16 protein-coding genes are annotated in these 17891 nt (G+C 28.2%); 4 read left to right on the forward strand and 12 right to left on the reverse strand.

The features are described 5' to 3' along the window. The 7 genes from I1A51_RS12710 to I1A51_RS12740 form a co-directional block, all read right to left on the reverse strand. A complete protein-coding gene (locus I1A51_RS12710) occupies positions 1 to 447 on the reverse strand; it encodes a FixH family protein (RefSeq protein ID WP_196894462.1) in 447 nt (148 codons plus the stop codon). Between the two features lie 333 nt (positions 448 to 780). Continuing rightward, complete coding sequence (ccoG, locus tag I1A51_RS12715) at positions 781 to 2196, reverse strand: cytochrome c oxidase accessory protein CcoG (RefSeq protein ID WP_196894464.1); 1416 nt, start codon at positions 2194 to 2196, stop codon at positions 781 to 783. Positions 2197 to 2524: 328 nt separating this feature from the next. Further along, positions 2525 to 3157: a cbb3-type cytochrome c oxidase N-terminal domain-containing protein gene (locus I1A51_RS12720; protein ID WP_196894466.1), complete on the reverse strand. Its 633-nt coding sequence runs from the start codon at positions 3155 to 3157 to the stop codon at positions 2525 to 2527. Positions 3158 to 3172: 15 nt separating this feature from the next. Further along, the gene (locus tag I1A51_RS12725) at positions 3173 to 3346 is read right to left on the reverse strand and encodes a cbb3-type cytochrome oxidase subunit 3 (RefSeq protein WP_196894468.1); all 174 of its coding nucleotides are present in this window, start codon (positions 3344 to 3346) and stop codon (positions 3173 to 3175) included. Position 3347: 1 nt separating this feature from the next. Beyond that, positions 3348 to 5489, reverse strand: a complete 2142-nt coding sequence (gene ccoN / locus I1A51_RS12730) for a cytochrome-c oxidase, cbb3-type subunit I (protein ID WP_196894469.1) — start codon at positions 5487 to 5489, stop codon at positions 3348 to 3350. Positions 5490 to 5506: 17 nt separating this feature from the next. Next, positions 5507 to 5698: a cbb3-type cytochrome oxidase assembly protein CcoS gene (ccoS, locus tag I1A51_RS12735; RefSeq protein ID WP_196894470.1), complete on the reverse strand. Its 192-nt coding sequence runs from the start codon at positions 5696 to 5698 to the stop codon at positions 5507 to 5509. Positions 5699 to 5994: 296 nt separating this feature from the next. Continuing rightward, on the reverse strand, positions 5995 to 8364 hold the full coding sequence (locus tag I1A51_RS12740) for a heavy metal translocating P-type ATPase (RefSeq protein ID WP_196894471.1): 2370 nt from the start codon (positions 8362 to 8364) through the stop codon (positions 5995 to 5997). A gap of 151 nt (positions 8365 to 8515) precedes the next feature. Between I1A51_RS12740 and I1A51_RS12745 the strand changes: the two genes are divergently transcribed. Next, a complete protein-coding gene (locus I1A51_RS12745) occupies positions 8516 to 9169 on the forward strand; it encodes a Crp/Fnr family transcriptional regulator (protein ID WP_231374030.1) in 654 nt (217 codons plus the stop codon). 87 nt (positions 9170 to 9256) lie between these two features. On the opposite strand, the gene I1A51_RS12750 is transcribed toward I1A51_RS12745, so the two are convergent. Continuing rightward, a complete protein-coding gene (locus I1A51_RS12750; protein WP_196894473.1) occupies positions 9257 to 9877 on the reverse strand; it encodes an L-threonylcarbamoyladenylate synthase in 621 nt (206 codons plus the stop codon). A 34-nt stretch (positions 9878 to 9911) separates the two neighbouring features. Here I1A51_RS12750 and I1A51_RS12755 point away from each other — a divergent pair, with 34 nt between their 5' ends. The 3 genes from I1A51_RS12755 to I1A51_RS12765 all read left to right on the forward strand — a co-directional run bounded on the left by I1A51_RS12755 (position 9912) and on the right by I1A51_RS12765 (position 13079). Beyond that, positions 9912 to 10811, forward strand: coding sequence for an alpha/beta hydrolase (locus I1A51_RS12755; RefSeq protein WP_196894475.1), 900 nt, complete (start codon positions 9912 to 9914; stop codon positions 10809 to 10811). Between the two features lie 331 nt (positions 10812 to 11142). After that, entirely contained in the window at positions 11143 to 11943 is an 801-nt protein-coding gene (locus I1A51_RS12760; protein ID WP_196894477.1) for an RNA ligase family protein, read from the forward strand. Next, a complete protein-coding gene (locus I1A51_RS12765) occupies positions 11940 to 13079 on the forward strand; it encodes an AAA family ATPase (RefSeq protein WP_196894478.1) in 1140 nt (379 codons plus the stop codon). The genes I1A51_RS12760 and I1A51_RS12765 overlap by 4 nt, the downstream gene beginning before the upstream one ends. Before the next feature lie 40 nt (positions 13080 to 13119). On the opposite strand, the gene I1A51_RS12770 is transcribed toward I1A51_RS12765, so the two are convergent. From I1A51_RS12770 to I1A51_RS12785, 4 genes are all read right to left on the reverse strand, one after another. Further along, complete coding sequence (locus I1A51_RS12770; protein ID WP_196894480.1) at positions 13120 to 14253, reverse strand: agmatine deiminase family protein; 1134 nt, start codon at positions 14251 to 14253, stop codon at positions 13120 to 13122. A gap of 153 nt (positions 14254 to 14406) precedes the next feature. Continuing rightward, positions 14407 to 15396, reverse strand: coding sequence for a T9SS type A sorting domain-containing protein (locus I1A51_RS12775; protein WP_196894482.1), 990 nt, complete (start codon positions 15394 to 15396; stop codon positions 14407 to 14409). Between the two features lie 171 nt (positions 15397 to 15567). Beyond that, positions 15568 to 16605: a DUF5694 domain-containing protein gene (locus tag I1A51_RS12780; protein WP_196894484.1), complete on the reverse strand. Its 1038-nt coding sequence runs from the start codon at positions 16603 to 16605 to the stop codon at positions 15568 to 15570. Between the two features lie 196 nt (positions 16606 to 16801). Then, complete coding sequence (locus I1A51_RS12785; RefSeq protein ID WP_196894486.1) at positions 16802 to 17887, reverse strand: glycoside hydrolase family 113; 1086 nt, start codon at positions 17885 to 17887, stop codon at positions 16802 to 16804. Between the last annotated feature and the right edge of the window lie 4 nt (positions 17888 to 17891).

A 17891-nucleotide genomic window follows, 5' to 3' on the forward strand; every position in this document is an offset into this window, starting at 1 on the left:
TTAGTATCTTATTTTTTTCTTGAATAAATATCCTTTTCCGTTATAAGTCCAATCAATTTTCACATCATATCTTCCTTCTAAAAGTTTTTCTTTAGGAATAATTAAAACGTTTGACATTAATTCTATTGGAACATTTATATCTAATTCTTTTTTAGAAAGTCTTTGTAAATAAATAGTTCCTTGAATTTTATTTGTATCAAATTCTTTTGGAAAAACAACTTCTAAACCTTTTTCTGTTTGTAGTATTTTTAGGTTTTCTTCTAAGTTGTTTGCATTATTCATTTTATCAATTTGTTCTTGATAATGCAATTCTTCTTTATAATATTCATCAGAAACCAAATGATGATTGTATTCATCGTTGAACATAACACGATAAACGAAAGAGAGTATAAAAATAATGAATGCAGCTAAAGCTAGTGCAATCCCAGTTCCCCAGTTAAATTTCATAATTAGTAGTTTTAGTTTTGTTTTCTACAATTTGTAGAATTAGTTAGTAATTTATTATGGAGTAAAATTAATACAAACAAAGCTCTGAAAACATAAGATTTATCATGTTTTAATCAGAAGTTTTATTTATTAAATTATGGAATTTTTTTGGAATAGTTAGAGAGTTTTTTTGAGAAAAATCTTGATTCGAGAGATTAATTAAAACCTCCCAAACCAAGAAAAAAACATCTATTAAACATTATCGTAAATATAGTAACGTAATAATATCTAAAGTTACAGAAAAGTTTATTATTTAACAAACTATTTGCGTTCTTTTGAATAAAATCATTACTATCATTTATTTATTTTTTTTGGTCCTAAGAAATTAGTTTTTGTTGTATTGATTAATTCTCCTTTCGAATAAACTCCTAACTCAATTTTTTCTTTGGACTTTTTAAGATCGTCTTTAGCGATTTTGATGAATAACGTTCCTTCTTTTAACTCTTGCTTTGGAACATTATATGTTCCTCCAACCATCGTTACAGATCCTTCTGGAGAAATCAAACGAATCGTTACATCTTCAATCTCGTTTACTGTTTTATTAATGAATTTAAATGTATAAATATTACTAATTGTGTCACCTTTTGTTTCATATAATTGCCCTGGTAAACGTAATATATTGGTTTCTACATCATTTCTTAAGAACAGTAACACAACAAAAATACTTAATAAAAGTGAAAGTACCGCAGAATATGCAATAATTCTTGGTGTAAATTTAAATTTTTCTCCTTTTGCGATATTATCTTCTGATGCATAGCGAATTAAACCTGGTTCAAACCCTGTTTTTATCATTACTTCGTCACAAGCATCAATACATGCAGTACAGTTTACACATTCTAATTGTGTTCCATTTCTAATATCAATTCCTGTAGGACAAACGTTCACACATTGCATACAATCGATACAATCTCCGTTTCCTAATTCTTGTCGATTTTCTTTTTTACGGAATTTCTTCCTACCATTTTCTCCTTCTCCTCTCTTATAATCGTAAGCAACATTAATCGATTTATTATCTAAAAGAACACCTTGTAATCGACCATAAGGACATACTACAATACAAACTTGTTCTCTAAACCAAGCGAAAACAAAATAAAATACAAGCGTAAATAAAACTAAATTTATAAATGTGCTCAAATTTGCAGCAGGTCCTTCTAAAATATCACTTATCAAAACATCTCCTCCTATCAAATATGCTAGGAATACGTTTGCTATAATAAATGAAATCAAGAAAAATATCGACCATTTTAATCCTTTCTTACGAATTTTCTCAGCATTCCATTTTTGTTTACTTAGTTTTATTTGCTTATTTCTATCTCCCTCAATCCAATATTCTATTTTACGAAATACCATTTCCATAAAAATAGTTTGCGGACAAATCCATCCACAAAAAATTCTTCCAAAAACTACGGTAAAAAGTGTGATAAAAACGATTCCTGTTAGTATAGAAATTACCAACAAATAAAAATCTTGTGGCCAGAATGGAAATCCGAAAATATTAAATTTTCTTTCTAAAACATTAAAAAGTAAAAATTGGTTTCCATTTATTTTTATAAAAGGTGCAGCAAATAAAAATGCAACTAAAAGCCAAGAAACATAGGTTCTATATTTATATAGTTTTCCTTTTGGCTTTTTTGGATGAATATAATTTCTTTTTCCTTCTTCAGTTATTGTTCCAATTGAATCCCTGAATGATTCTTTATCTTGTGCCATAATACATTAATATATTATGTTAATTAAAAGTATTTGTTCTAAGATTTTTTTTAATAATAAGTAACACGCAAAATCTTACCATCAAAAATTCTCTTTACTTTTATGATTAATACATAGACTTTGATTTCTCAAATTTTTCATCAAATTCAATACCAATTCAAATTAAATCCTTCACTTTCAATCTAAAAAGACATCTATTTGTAACCGTCATGTTAGCTTAAAAAAGGCTGCTTTTTGAAAGGAACTACTAAATCCTTTATTTCAAAAACAGCCTCTTTACTACTACTAACTAAAAATATCTTAGTTTCCTAAAAACTAACTAATATTATTATTCTTCACCTCCAGTCCAAACATCACCTTCGGCTTCTTTTGGATTTGCAGGTTTCGTTCCTTGCAATGTTAAAACATAACTAGCAACTTGTTGTCTTTGTTCTTGGTCTAAAGAGTTTTTCCATGCAATCATTCCTTTTCCAGGTCTTCCTCCATTTGTTACAGTGTTATACACATTTGTAAATCCACCACCTAAAATCCAATGATTGTCTGTTAAATTTGGTCCAATTCCACCACCACCATCAACAGCATGACAAGCAGCACAGTTTGCATTAAAAATTTTCTTTCCAGCTTCTAAATCCTTTGCATCTGTAAGTCTTTTAACTTTAAATAAGTCAGGATTTGCAGCTTTATAGGCAGCAACTTCTTCTTCAGCTTTTGCCATTTCATCTTCAAATTCTTTATGTTGGTTATAAGCTCCGAAGAAAATAATATTTCCAACATAAAAAATACAAATGATTATCGTGATATAGAATCCCCAAAGCCACCAAGGTGGAAGAACATTATCTAGCTCTTTGATTCCATCATAATCATGATCCATTAAAATTTCATCCTCACGATCTAAATCGTTTGCTCTAGTCATGGCTTTTAAAAACCTTTTCCAAGCAGATGTATTATTCGAGTTATTCATATATATCGTTAATTTTTAATTGTCGTCTTCTAAAGGTAAATTACTTAATTCTTCTGTACGCTTTTTAGGCATTTTATACACCCAAATAAACATTCCAACAAACACGGTAAAGAAAATTACTAATGAAATTATCGGATAAATTTCAATACCGTCAATGGATGTCAAATTATGCTTGATAAATTTTAACATACTATTCGTTGTTTGCTTTAATATCTGTTCCTAATCTCTGTAAATATGCAATAAGAGCGATAATTTCTTTGTTCTCCATATTTGCATCTCCATATACTTTTACATATTCAGGATCTTGTCTAAGATTTTCTTCGATTTTCTTCGCTTGATCTTTTAATAAGTAAATAGCATTTTCTACTTCAAACTTCGTATAAGGTACACCTAAATTCACCATTGTTTGCATTTTGTTATCTGTTGAATAGATATCCATGTCATTTTCTGCTAACCATGGGTAACGTGGCATAATCGATCCAGGTGAAGTTGAAGTTGGGTCAATCATGTGATTAAAGTGCCAGTTATCATTATACTTTTCTCCTTCTCTATGTAAATCTGGACCTGTTCTTTTAGATCCCCATAAGAATGGATAATCATAAATGAATTCACCTGCTTTAGAGTATTCTCCATACCTTTCTACTTCAGAACGGAATGGACGAATCATTTGAGAGTGACAATTATTACATCCTTCTCTGATATATATATCTCTACCTTGTAATTCTAATGCTGTATAAGGTTTTACATTTTCAATTGTAGGAATATTTGTTTTCACCAATAACATTGGAACAATCTCAACTAAACCTCCAATTAAAATCGCTACAGTAGTTAATACTGTAAATAAAACCGTTTTTCTTTCTAGCCAAGAGTGAACTTTCTCTCCTTTTGCTCTTCTTCCATTTACTGGTTCTAAAGCTGGAGCTTCTGCTAATTCATCCTCTACTGCTGATCCTTGTCTTACAGTTGCAACAACATTAATTACTAATAAAATAAATCCTAATAAGTAAAGTGTTCCTCCGATTGCACGCATCGCATACATTGGAATAATTTGTGTAACTGTTTCTAAGAAGTTTCCATAAACTAACGTTCCATCTGGATTAAATTGCTTCCACATTGAAGCTTGTGTAAATCCTGCAACATATAAAGGAATTGCATAGAATAAAATCCCTAATGTTCCAATCCAGAAGTGTGTATTCGCTAATTTTTTAGAATATAAATTTGTTTTAAATAATTTCTCTACTAAGTAGTAAACAATCGCTGAAACCATAAATCCATTCCAAGCTAATGCTCCTACGTGTACGTGACCTACAATCCAATCTGTGTAGTGTCCAATTGCATTTAAGTTTTTGAATGATAACATCGGTCCTTCAAACGTTGCCATACCATAACCTGTAATCGCAACTACGAAGAATTTTAACATTGGGCTATCTTTTACTTTATCCCAAGCTCCTCTCAATGTTAATAATCCGTTTATCATACCTCCCCAAGATGGGAAAATCAACATTACTGAAAATACAGTTCCTAAATTCTGAGACCATTCAGGTAATGCTGTATATAATAAATGGTGTGGTCCTGCCCAAATATAAATGAAAATCAATGACCAGAAGTGAACAATTGATAATCTATAAGAATATACTGGTCTGTTTGCAGCTTTTGGCACGAAATAATACATTAATCCTAAGAAAGGTGTTGTTAAGAAGAATGCTACCGCATTGTGTCCATACCACCATTGTACTAATGCATCTTGAACTCCTGCATAAACAGAATAACTCTTAAATGCTGAAGCTGGTAAAGCTAAGTTATTGAAAATATAAAGAACAGCTACTGTTACTAAAGTTGCGATATAAAACCAAATTGCTACATAAATATGTCTTTGTCTTCTTTTTAAGATAGTACCAATCATATTGATTCCCATTACTACCCAAATTAAAACAACTGCAATATCAATTGGCCATTCTAATTCCGCATATTCTTTAGAAGAAGTTAGCCCTAAAGGAAGCGTAATCGCCGCAGCAACAATAATTAATTGCCATCCCCAGAAATGAATTTTACTCAAGGCATCACTAAACATCCTCGTTTTCAGTAGTCTTTGCATTGAATAATACATTCCTAAAAAGAAACCATTACCAACAAAGGCAAAAATTACCGCATTTGTGTGTAAAGGTCTTAATCTTCCAAAACTTAACCACGAAATTCCACCCGTGATTTCTGGAAAGATAAACATAAGAGCAACAATTAGCCCTACTAACATTCCTACAACTCCCCATAAAACGGTAGCATATAGGAACATCTTAACAATTTTGTTGTCATAATAAAATTGTTCTTTTTCCATATATAAATAATTATTAGTTAGTTTTCGTTATTGATTTGTTCATTTGTTTGGTCATCCTTTTCAAGAACAAGCTCATCATCGAATAGCATTCTTACGGCAGGCGTATAAGTATCATCATATTGACCTGACTTAACGGTTTTTATAAAAGCTATGAAAAATCCGACAGCTACTATAATACTCACTCCTATTGTAATGTATACTACTTCCATGATTTCACTTTTTTCTTTACTTGTTACAAATGTAGGCTATCACTGTGGGGTAAAACATGACTTAAATCATGTAATTTATTATTTTAAAAAAATCTCAATTACCTTTTTATCGAATAAATAAAATACACTAAACATTCTATTAATTTCTCAATCTTTCAATGAAAGTCAAGAATTAATAGAATATAATAAGGTCTCTTATATTTAGACTTTTTATAAATAATACATTTTCAATCAGCTGTTTTATTTCCTTTTTATTCGATTACACACAAACATCTGATTATCAAATGATTTCTAATTTACACATTTTTTGCGAAAAAATTGGTCAAAACAGTTACAAAAACCACAATTGTAATAGAACTTAAAGGCATTAAAATTGCAGCAACTACAGGAATCAGATTTCCTGTTAAAGCGAAGTACATTCCTACAAAATTATATAAAAAGGAAACCGTAAAACTCGCTACAATAATAGACATTGTCTGTTTGGACAACTTAAAAAAGTTAGGTAATTTAGAAAATAATGAAGCATCTAAAATCGCATCACAAGCTGGTGAAAACACATTAATATTTTCTGAAATCGAAATTCCAACATTACTTTGAGCTAAAGCTCCAGCATCGTTTAATCCATCACCAATCATCATTACTTTTTTACCTTCTTTTTGAAGTGATTTGATAAACTCTAATTTATCTTCTGGTTTTTGATTAAAAATCAATTTTGTATTTTGTGGCAAAACAGTTTCTAAATAATTCTTTTCTCCTTCATTATCTCCAGACAAAATCACTAATTCATAATGATTATTCAATGTTTTAAAAACATTTTCTACATCTTCTCTATACGTGTTTTTGAAAACAAATTTTCCTTTGATCTCTTTATTAATTGCGATATAAATCGAAGTATTAAATGATGTATCTTTTTCAGCATTTACAAACGAAGCAGAACCAATTTTAAAGAAATTTCCATTGATTTCTCCTTGAATTCCTTTTCCTACAATTTCCTGAAAATCATATGTCGTTTCTTCACTTGTATTTTCTTCTATAAAATCATATAAAGCTCTACTTAAAGGGTGATTTGAAGAACGAACTAAAAGCTTAATTCTTGCTTTTTCTTCTTTGGTCAATGGTTCTCCTCTATATTCTAATTTAGATTCATCATTAGAAGTAATCGTTCCTGTTTTATCAAAAACTAGAGTATTTATTTTAGCTATTTTTTCAATGACTTCGGCATTTTTTAAATAGAATTTTTTCTTTCCAAAAATTCGAAGCATATTTCCTAAAGCAAAAGGCGCAGATAATGCCAATGCACATGGACAAGCGATAATTAAAATAGATGTCACTACATTAATTGCAATAATCGGGTCTTTCAAATACCAAAATATTCCAGCTGAAGTTGAGATAATTAAAATCGCTAAAGTGAAATATTTACTTATCGAATCTGTAATATTTTTAATATTTTTTCCTTCATTTTTATTAAATACATCATTACTCCAAAGCTGCGTCAAATAACTTTGAGAAACGGTTTCTAAAACTTCCATTTCTATCGCACCAGAAGTTTGCTTTCCTCCTGCAAAAACTTTATCACCAGATTTTTTCCCAACAGGTAAAGATTCTCCAGTAACAAAACTATAATCCAACATTGCTTCTCCATTAATTAAAATCCCATCCACTGGAATTAATTCTTCATTTCGAATCAAAAGTCGATCTCCAATTTCAATATCTTGGACTAAAATATTTTCTTCTTTTTCTTTATTTAATTTCGTTACAGCAATTGGAAAATACGATTTATAATCACGTTCAAAAGAAAGAAAAGAATACGTTTTTTGTTGGAAAAATTTCCCTAATAATAAAAAGAAAACCAAACCTGTTAAACTGTCAAAAAAACCAGTTCCTAAATCGAAAATAATCTCCACAGAACTTCGTACAAAAAGTACAAAAATCCCTAATGCAATAGGAACATCAATATTTAAAATTTTGTGTGAAAGTCCTTTATAAGCAGAAATAAAATAATCTTTAGCAGAATAAAAAACAACCGGAACAGACATAAAGAACATAATCCAACGGAAAAGCACTTTATATTTATCTAACCAAAATTCTTCTACTTCAAAATATTCAGGAAAGGAAAGCAACATTACATTTCCAAAAGCAAAAGCTGCAACTGCAATTTGATAGATTAAAGTTTTATCTACTTTTCTTTTATTATTATCAGCGTCTTCTAAACTAATATATGGTTCATAACCGATAGACGTTATAAGTTCAACGATTTCTTTTAAAGAAGTTTCTTCATTTTTAAAAGTAACTCGAACTGTTTTTTTCGGGAAATTTACAATTGAAGTTTTTATACCTTCATTTAATTTATGTAAATTTTCTAAAATCCAAATACAAGAACTACAATGAATTACAGGAACATAAAGTGTTACAACTGTCGTATCTCCATCATCAAATTCTACTAATTTAGATATGATTTCTGGTTCGTCAAGATAGTTGTATTTTCCTTTGATTTCCGTAGGAATTGTACCAGGAGCAGCTTCTAAATCGTAATAACAATTTAAGTTATTTACATTCAGAATTTCATATACCGTTTTACACCCATTACAACAAAATTCCTTTTCATCAAATGGTATTATTTCCGTGGTAAAATCCGTACCACAGTGATAACAATTCCCTTTACTCATAATTTATTCACTTAATTCTTGACAAATTTCCTGTAATATTTTTGCCTAAAATATGATATTTATCATTATAATTAGTAATTTTGCGATATGAATTACATCTTTTAATACCCCCAAGGAAATGAGTGAATGCGAATTATGTGTAATCAAATCAATGAATGCACTAAAAACTTTGACACCAGATCAACTAAAAAAGATTTCGGAATTAAAGACTTCTGTAAAAGTTAAAAAAGGTGATAACTTATTAAAAGAAGGGAACACTGTAAATGGTTTATTTTGTGTCAAAGATGGAAAATGTAAAATGACAAAATTAAACTCCAATGGAAAGGATCAAATTATCAAATATTCTAAAGGAGGAGACATTTTGGGACACCGATCACTTTTAAGTGAAGAACCAGCAGGACTTACTGTAACTGCTTTGGAAGATTTAAGGGCTTGTTACATCCCTAAAGAGGAAATATTGAATACTATTCGTGATAATAATAATTTCTCTTTACATTTAATGAAAAATATCTCCCATCAACTTAATGAAGCAAACAGCTCCATTTCTGAGATGGCACAAAAACCAGTTAAAGAAAGATTAGCAATTACACTTCTACGTTTAGAAGAAATTTTTGGAGTGGACAAAGATGGATTTATTGATGTTCTTCTAACTCGTGAGGAAATTGCAAATACAATCGGAACTGCAACAGAGTCAGCAATTAGACTTATTTCTAATTTCAAAAAAGAACAACTTATCGAATTAAAAGGTAAGTACATTAGAATTCTTTCTAAAAATAAATTGAGAAATATTTCTGAGGGATATTAAAATTAAAAAGGTTGTAAAAACTCATTTTAAATTATATAAAACGGATGTTTGATTTTAAAAATCAAACATCCGTTTTTGTATTTTCTTTTATAAAAAATCAATGTCTCCTTTTCCTTCACGAATTACTTCTGGATATCCTTCAGAAACATCTATCACGGTTGAGGCTACATTGTCACCATATCCACCATCAATTACCAAATCCACAATATTTCCCCATTTCTCGAAAATTAATTCTGGATCTGTCGTATATTCAATCAATGAATCTTCATCATAAATAGATGTAGAAACAATTGGGTTTCCAAGTTGACTTACAATTTCTCTTGCAATATTATTATCTGGAATACGAATACCAACTGTTTTTTTCTTCTTAAATACCTTTGGCAAATTATTATTTCCTGGTAAAATAAATGTATATGGACCAGGTAAAGCTCTTTTCAAAATTTTGTATGTTGATGTATCAATTTGTCTTACATAATCAGATAAATTGCTCAAATCACTACATATAAATGAAAAATTCGCTTTCTCTAATTTCACACCTTTTAATTGTGCAATCTTCTCCAAAGCTTTGGTTTTCGTAATATCACAACCCAATCCATAAACTGTATCAGTTGGATAAATAACTAATCCTCCTTTCCTTAGAACTTCTACCACTTTATTTATCTCTTTCGGATTAGGATTATCTTCGTAAATTTTAATAATTTTAGACATGAATACTACTTATTTAAACTAAAAACAAATTTACATGAAAGTTCTATCTAAAAAAATTAAACATTTCACAATTTTATTATTGTTACTTTTCACAGTTGCTTGTTCTTCCGATGATGATACAACAACTGTAGTTGATAATACAATTGATACAGCTGAACCGTATTCTAAAAAAAACATCACCTATGGAGAACATTCTAGACAAAAATTCGACCTATATCTTCCTGCAAATAGAACAAAAGAAAGTACTAAAACATTGATTTTAGTTCATGGAGGAACTTGGTTAAGTGGAAATAAAGAAGATTTAAATGATTTGGTTCCTGCAATTCAATCGCTTTTACCAAATTATGCAATAGCAACAATCAATTATAGATATCTTTCACATGCCGAATTTTCTTTTGACAATATGGTTCAAGACATTGATTCTGTTGTTAATTTTCTAATTGAAGAAGATGATTTATATAATATTTCCCAAAATTTTGGCCTAATAGGAATCAGTGCTGGTGGACATTTATCAATGCTTTATAGCTTTGATTCTAAATACAATGAAAATGTTGGTTTTGTTGCAAGTATCGTTGGTCCAACTAACTTTTTGGATGAAAATTATACAAATTCTGAAGATTCTGCAATTACGAATCTTTTCACTTTAGTAGAAATTGCTACAGGAAATACTCCTGCTTCTAATCCTGAATATTTCCAACTTTCAAGTCCTTTTTATGTAGTTGATAATGCTGCACCTCCAACAATTTTATTTTATGGAGATAGCGATGAATTAGTTCCTACTTCGCAAAGTTTAGATTTAAAAGATAAATTGGAAGATTTAAATATTACGCACCAACATTATCTTTATGAAGGTCAAGATCACTCAAACTGGAGTGAAGAAAATCTCCAAGATGTTTACACAAAATTAGTTGCTTTTATTAATGCAAACTTCTAATTTTATTGAAAATATTTTAAGTTAAAACTCATTTTAATTCATTTTGAAATGAGTTTTTTTGTGTAAAAAAAGAATTTCTTTTCTTTATTTTTATACATTTGTAAAAAATTAAGAACACTTTTAAGACTCAAAAAATGTAATCTTCTACATTTCTTCAATGATTGTATAGTGAAAACTATATTCTAATTTACTTTTCTTTTTAGAAAAGCAGTTTTCTATTTCTATACTTCAACTATACAATCCTAATTCAAAAAATTTAGTATTAATTCACATTTTAGAATAAAATAATCGTGATTTTCACATATTCTAAAATGTATTTTATTAAAAAGAAATGTCAATTTCAAAAAAATATTGTAGAAGTTTACATGCACAAATCAGTCAAGGAACAACTTCTGATGATCGATTTATGCCGAATGGCTATGTAAAAATATTTAGCCAATTCAAAAACTTAATTCTTACAGAAAAGTTAGATGGACAAAATAATTGTTTGAACAAATATGGTGTTTTCGCTCGTTCTCACGCTGCTCCTAGCGAACTTCCTTGGGATAAACCTTTAAAAGATCGTTGGAATTTATTGAAAAATGATCTAGGAAATTTAGAAGTTTTTGGCGAAAATATGTATGGAATTCATTCTATTGCTTATGCAAATTTAGAATCGTTTTTCTATGTTTTTGCTGTTCGAGAAAATGGTGTTTGGCTTTCTTGGGAAGAAGTAAAATTCTATGCTTCTATGCTTGATTTCCCAACAGTTCCTGAGATTAAAATTAAGTCAACTTTAAAAGATTTTTATCAAAAATTTAAAAATGAAAATGAAATTTTTGATGCTTGGCTAACAAAAAATCTTGGTATGTCTTGGCTTGAATATACAAATACTTCAGGAAAACTTGGTGGATTCCATCCTGAAAATAAAAAACCATGTTCGGAAGGGTTTGTTATTAGAAATAATGAAGCTTTTCAAACAAATAATGGAATATTACCCGTTGCATCCAATGAATTTGATAGTTTATGCAAATTGGTTCGTCCTTCACATGTAAAAACAGATGTGCATTGGATTAAAAATTGGAAACCTGCAACATTGGTAAATTATGAAAAATACAAATGGTATAACTTTTCCTATTTAACAAAAAAATGAACTGGAGATTCCCATATTTTAACGCAGAAAATAATTATGTCGATTGGCAAGAAATAGAAAATGTATATTCTTGGTTTTCAGACATGAAAAATATTCCTCAAGATCCAATTTGGCACGGAGAAGGAAATGTGATGATTCACACAAAAATGGTAATAAATGCTCTTTTGTCATTACAAGAATTTAAGCAATTAAATATCACTGAAAAACATATTTTATTTACAGCAGCTTTGATGCATGATATTGAAAAACGTTCAACCACCACAACGGAAATTTTGGATGGAAAAGAACGGATTATTTCTCCAAATCATGCAAAAAAAGGAGAATTTACAACTAGAATTATTTTATATAAAAATTTTGATATTCCATTTTCTACCAGAGAAGAAATTGCAAAATTAGTTCGTTATCACGGATTTCCAATTTGGGCAATTGAAAAAGAAAATGTACAAAAATCATTGATTAAAATAAGTCTGGAAGTGAATACAAAATATTTAGAAATCATTGCAAAAGCAGATGTTTTAGGTCGAATTTGTCCCGATAAAGAAGATTTACTTCTAAAAATTGATTTATTTAAAGAATTATGTTTAGAAAATGATTGTTACGGAAAATCAAAAAAATTTAAAACTGATTATTCTAGATATTTTTATTTAAATAAAGAAAATAGTTTTTTAGATTTTGTTCCATTTGAAACTTCAGAATTTGAAGTTATTATTCTTTCTGCTCTTCCAGGTAGTGGAAAAGATTTTTTTATAACTAATAATTTTAAGGAAATTCCAATGCTTTCTTTAGATGAAATTAGACGAAAACATAAAGTTTCTCCAACAGATAAAAAGAAAAATGGTTGGGTAATTCAAGAAGGAAAAGAGCAAGCAAAACAATTTTTAAGAAAGAAAAAAACTTTTGTGTTTAACGCAACGAACTTAACAAAAGAAATGCGTGGAAAATGGATTTCTTTATGTAAAGATTACAATGCTAAAGTTCGAATTATTTATATCGAAGTTCCTTATAAAAAACTTTTAAATCAAAATAAAAATAGAGAATTTCCAATTCCTGAAAATGTTTTAGAAAAATTGATTTCCAAAGTTGAAATTCCAAGTTTTGAAGAAGCAGACACTATAGAATTTCAGATTAATTATTAAAAATAAAGAGTAAGGAAATTAAACCTTACTCTTTTTTATTTTATTCAGCTGGCTGTTGTTGCGTCACACAGTGAATCATTCCTCCATTTGCATAAACATCTCTAAAATCAATTCCAACTACTTCCCTATTTGGATACAAATTTTGCAATTTTTGAATCGCAACAGCATCATTTGGATCATTATAAATTGGAACTAAAACTTTAGTATTTGCGATATAATAGTTACAATAGGAACCTTTATATCCTAAATCTAAATTATAAGTAGTTTTTACATTATTTTGTGTAAGAGGTAATTTTACAAAATTATATGCAATTCCATTTTTATTTTTTGCGGCGTATAATTTATCAATATCTGACTGTAAAACATCAAATTCCAATAAATCATTATTATTCATGGTTACAATAGTTGTCGAATTTCCAAAACGAGCAAAACCATCAATATGTTGATCTGTAATTTCCAAACCTGCTTGACCTTCTAACCAAACAAAATTCGTAGCTCCTAAATATTTTGTAAAAATTTCTTCTGCTTTCTCTAAATTTAAATTCAGATTTCTATTCACATTTAAAATCGAACTTTTACAAGCCATCAATGTTCCATTTCCATCCAATTCAACGCTTCCACCTTCATTAATCATTAAATCTTCAAGATTAATTACAGTTCTATTCTGGTCATTTCCAATTTTTTGTGGAATTTGATTACATTTTGAAAATTCAGCTTTATTTCCCCAACCATTAAATCCCCAATTTTGAATTATTAAATTTCCATTTTTATCGTGAACATAAATTGGTCCATTATCACGAATCCAAAAATCATCCGTTGGATAAACTTTAAAATCAACATTTGTCAAGTTTATTGAATTTACATTTAATAAGTCAATTATTCTATTTTTTTCAATTTCATTGTAAGCAATAATATGAACATTTTCACTAGAAACTAATTCTTTTGTCATTGCAATCCATGCAGGATCTAAAAAATCTCGAAACTCTTCTCCGTATTGAAATTGATGTGGCCATTGTAACCAAGTTCCTTCATGAAGTTCACTTTCTTCAGGAAAAGTATAAAGTATTTCGGTAGTATCATTTTGTTGATTTTGATTTGTAGGTTCTTGATTATCATCATCTTTACTACAAGAACTTATTAATGTTAAAAGAAATAGAAAAACTGTAAAATTCATTTTTTCATACTAAATATTTAAGGTTTTTATAATCTAATTATTGTTTTTTTAAATATTATAAAATAATCATATTAAATAATTAACTGAAAAAATTGTAATTTCTTTTATTTGAAAAAAAAGCTGTTCCAAATTGAAACAGCTTTTTAAAAAGTCTTATTTGATTATCATTTTTTTATTTTTAATTCCTTTATCAGTCAGAACTTTAACTATATAATTTCCTGTTGGAAAATCACTGACATCTATTTGATTTTCTATCGTTTTAAATTCTTTCATTTTTTGCCCTAAAGAATTATAAATTTCAACACTTTTAATCTTATTTTTATTAGAATCAAAATTTAAAGAAATAAAATTATCAGCTGGATTAGGAAGAATTTTTATTTCATCTAAAATGTTTTCTTCAATTCCGATTGATTCATCATTTTTAGTAAAAGTAACAAGTGTGTTATTTGGAATCAAAGATTCAAAAGATAAAATATCTGGATTTTGCGTGATATTATGTACATCTGGATTATCAATATCACCATAAACATTAATAACATTTATAGTCTCATTAACAAGATTAACAGTTCCTAACATAATTGCATCACCAGTAATAGGAACATTAAAATTATTATAAAGTAATTCTGGATATGAAACATTTACATCACCATAATATAATTGAATATTTCCAGAATTTTCATGAATCCAAAGCTGAAAATTGATATAACTATCAGCCAAATCTGGCAATTGAAAACCAGCATTTTTCCATTGCATTTTAAAAATTCTATTTCCAACTGCACCATTTAAAACATAAGAAATTGGTGATTCAGAAACGTTATTAGAGCCTCTATCAACTAAATCAAATAATGATATTCCTATAATAACTTCATCATTATTTCCTTGGTTTTTTAGAAATACCTGCCCCCCTGAACCATAATTGGTCAAATGAACTGATGTATATTCTTCATCGTTAATTGTAATTGGAAATCCTATAGGAATTTCATATTCCAAATTGTCCCAAATTTCTCCATTATTAACTGAAATCGGATTATGAATAAAAGCATAATCATAAAATTCAACACTTTCAAACGTATAATCAACTTGTGCTTGTAATAAATTGAAAGTAAATAATAAACATAATGTAAGAGTAATTTTTTTAATCATATTATTTAATTTTAAGATTTGTATTCAATTTACATAATTTAATACAGATTAAAATGCATTATTTATATTTTTTTAACACATAATCAATTGAATACATTAAAAACAAAAAAGCTGCTTCCTCTTGGAAACAGCTTTAACCTATAAAATAAGGGAAAAAACAAACTGAATTTTTTATTCAAATTTCAAAAGCTCTACACTTTCAATTTGACTTAAATATTTTTCTAAAAACGATACATGAGAAGCTCCGATAATTACTAAAATTTTCTCACCAGAATAAAAAGTACTCATTCGCATTATATTTGCAACAATTTGTAGGTTTCTCATTTCCCAAAGTGCAAATCTTGCTTTGTCTGATTTTGATTTAAAATTCGTTTTCAACCAAAATTTCCATTGAACTTCGTAATCATTTTTTTTGAATTCATCACTATTTAAATATGTATATAGATTATATAAATCACCTTTTTCAACTCCTTCTTTCTCCATTTCAAAAACCTTTTTAAAATGAGGATTCGCCATTAATTCTTTTGCTAAATGTTCATTTTCTTTCAGCTCTTGACTAAAAATTGGAAAGTGTTTATATAATAAAGTTTCATCTTGAAAATTGTCAATTTTCTCTAGTTTTTGCAAATTTTCCAATTTAGCAATTTCCATTCCTAGCGAATAAAATTCATTTTTCTTATTGTACGTTTTTGTGATTTTATCAACTATTTCTTTTGGAAGTTTACTTTTTAAAAGCTGTTTATTTTGTAAATAATTATATTGTAATATCGCTGAAACTAAATCTGCTTTGGCAATTAAATTTTGAATTAATTCTACTCTTTCTAAATCAGATAAATTTTGTTTTTGAGTAAGAGTAAAACATTTTTCAGAAGCTATATTAAAAGAAATATCTAATTTTTCTTGCATCATTTTGGCAAATTTAAGTCGAATATTTCCTCTTGTAAACTCAAATAATGCATCAAAATGAGGATCTTTTCTTGATTTTAAATCATTCAAAAGTTCTCCTGACATCATTTCAAGTGCAATTGCAGAAAAATTATATGTATCTAATTTGTCGATGACATTTTTCAGCATGAATGTTTCAAAGCCATTTATATTACTTAAATGCTGTGTTCCTAAAATTAAAATTTGTGTTTTTTTATTTTCTTGAGCTTGATTTTTAAATGAAATTAAAAATAAAACGCTTAATATAAAATATTTTATTTTCATCTTCTTTTATTAGTATTTTGGTTAATAAACAAATGGAAATCTAAAATTGTATTTCCTTATTTACTCAGAAGATTTGAATAAATAAACCGACAATTTAAAACTTGTATAGCTATTTAAGTAGATTTATATAGAAGACTATTTAAGTTAAAAATTGTAACACTAAAAAAATAAAAAAGAGAAAAAAAATCTTAAAATATTAATTTTCAAAACTTTCAGGAAGATAATATTTTTTAATAATTTCTTGAACTTCTGGTTTTCCTGAAACCTGCCAACCATTATTATGCCCACTTACAAGTTCTGTAAATGAAACTTCCCATTCCCAGAAAAATCCGCCAGCAACCCAATCTTCATCCCAAAATGATTGATAAAAACCTTCATAACCATTATTTTGTGCTTGATGATTTACATTATTTCTACCAATAGGTTCTAATTCCCAAGCTTTCCAAGCAGCAAAATCGATACTTCTATATCCATATTCTGTGAATAAAATTGGTTTATTATAGCTACAAGAAAATGTTTTTAAATTATTTTTAATTGGTTCAAAAGCTTCGACAATTTCTTCCACTTCTGGCGTTTTTTTATTTACAAGAGGAAAATAAGAATTCACACCAATATAATCTAATTCATCCCAGAAAGTAATTCCTTCATATTCATCCCAATTTGCTGCATATGTTAGTTTCAAATTTGGGTAATTTTCACGAAAATAAACAATTAGAGATTTAAAAAATTCTGGTCTTCTTTTGGCGAATTCACGTAATTCATTTCCAATAGAAAGCATTTTAACTTGTGGAAAATCCAAAGAAATTTTAGCCATTTCTTTGTATAATTCAAAATATGTTACCTCAATTTCAAGCCATTCTTCTTCAGTTTCTACATAAAAATCTCCCCAAAAATCGTTTATATTATTAGAAAAATCTGTCAGAGGTTTTAATAAAATATAATCAATATTACTATTTAAAATCACAGGAATTGAAGCTCGAATAGTTTCAACATGATTTTCAATTGGAAATTCATATGGTCGAACAAGTTCTAAATTATAATCAAATTTCACTCTTATCAAAGGAGAAATGGAAATCCATTTTGCACCGGTTTTTTTCCCCATGTAAGTCATATCATTTGTTCCATTATACAAATAGCGAAATTGAAGAATTGAACCTCCATTTATTTTATTTTCAGTAGATTCTACAGAACAAATTTCTTCTTGAAGAATAGATGAATCTTCATCTTTTTTGCATGAAATTAATACAAAAAGAGCAATTAAAAGATAGCTAGCTTTTGACATATTT

Source organism: Aureivirga marina, assembly GCF_015767265.1.
GTDB lineage: Bacteria > Bacteroidota > Bacteroidia > Flavobacteriales > Flavobacteriaceae > Aureivirga > Aureivirga marina.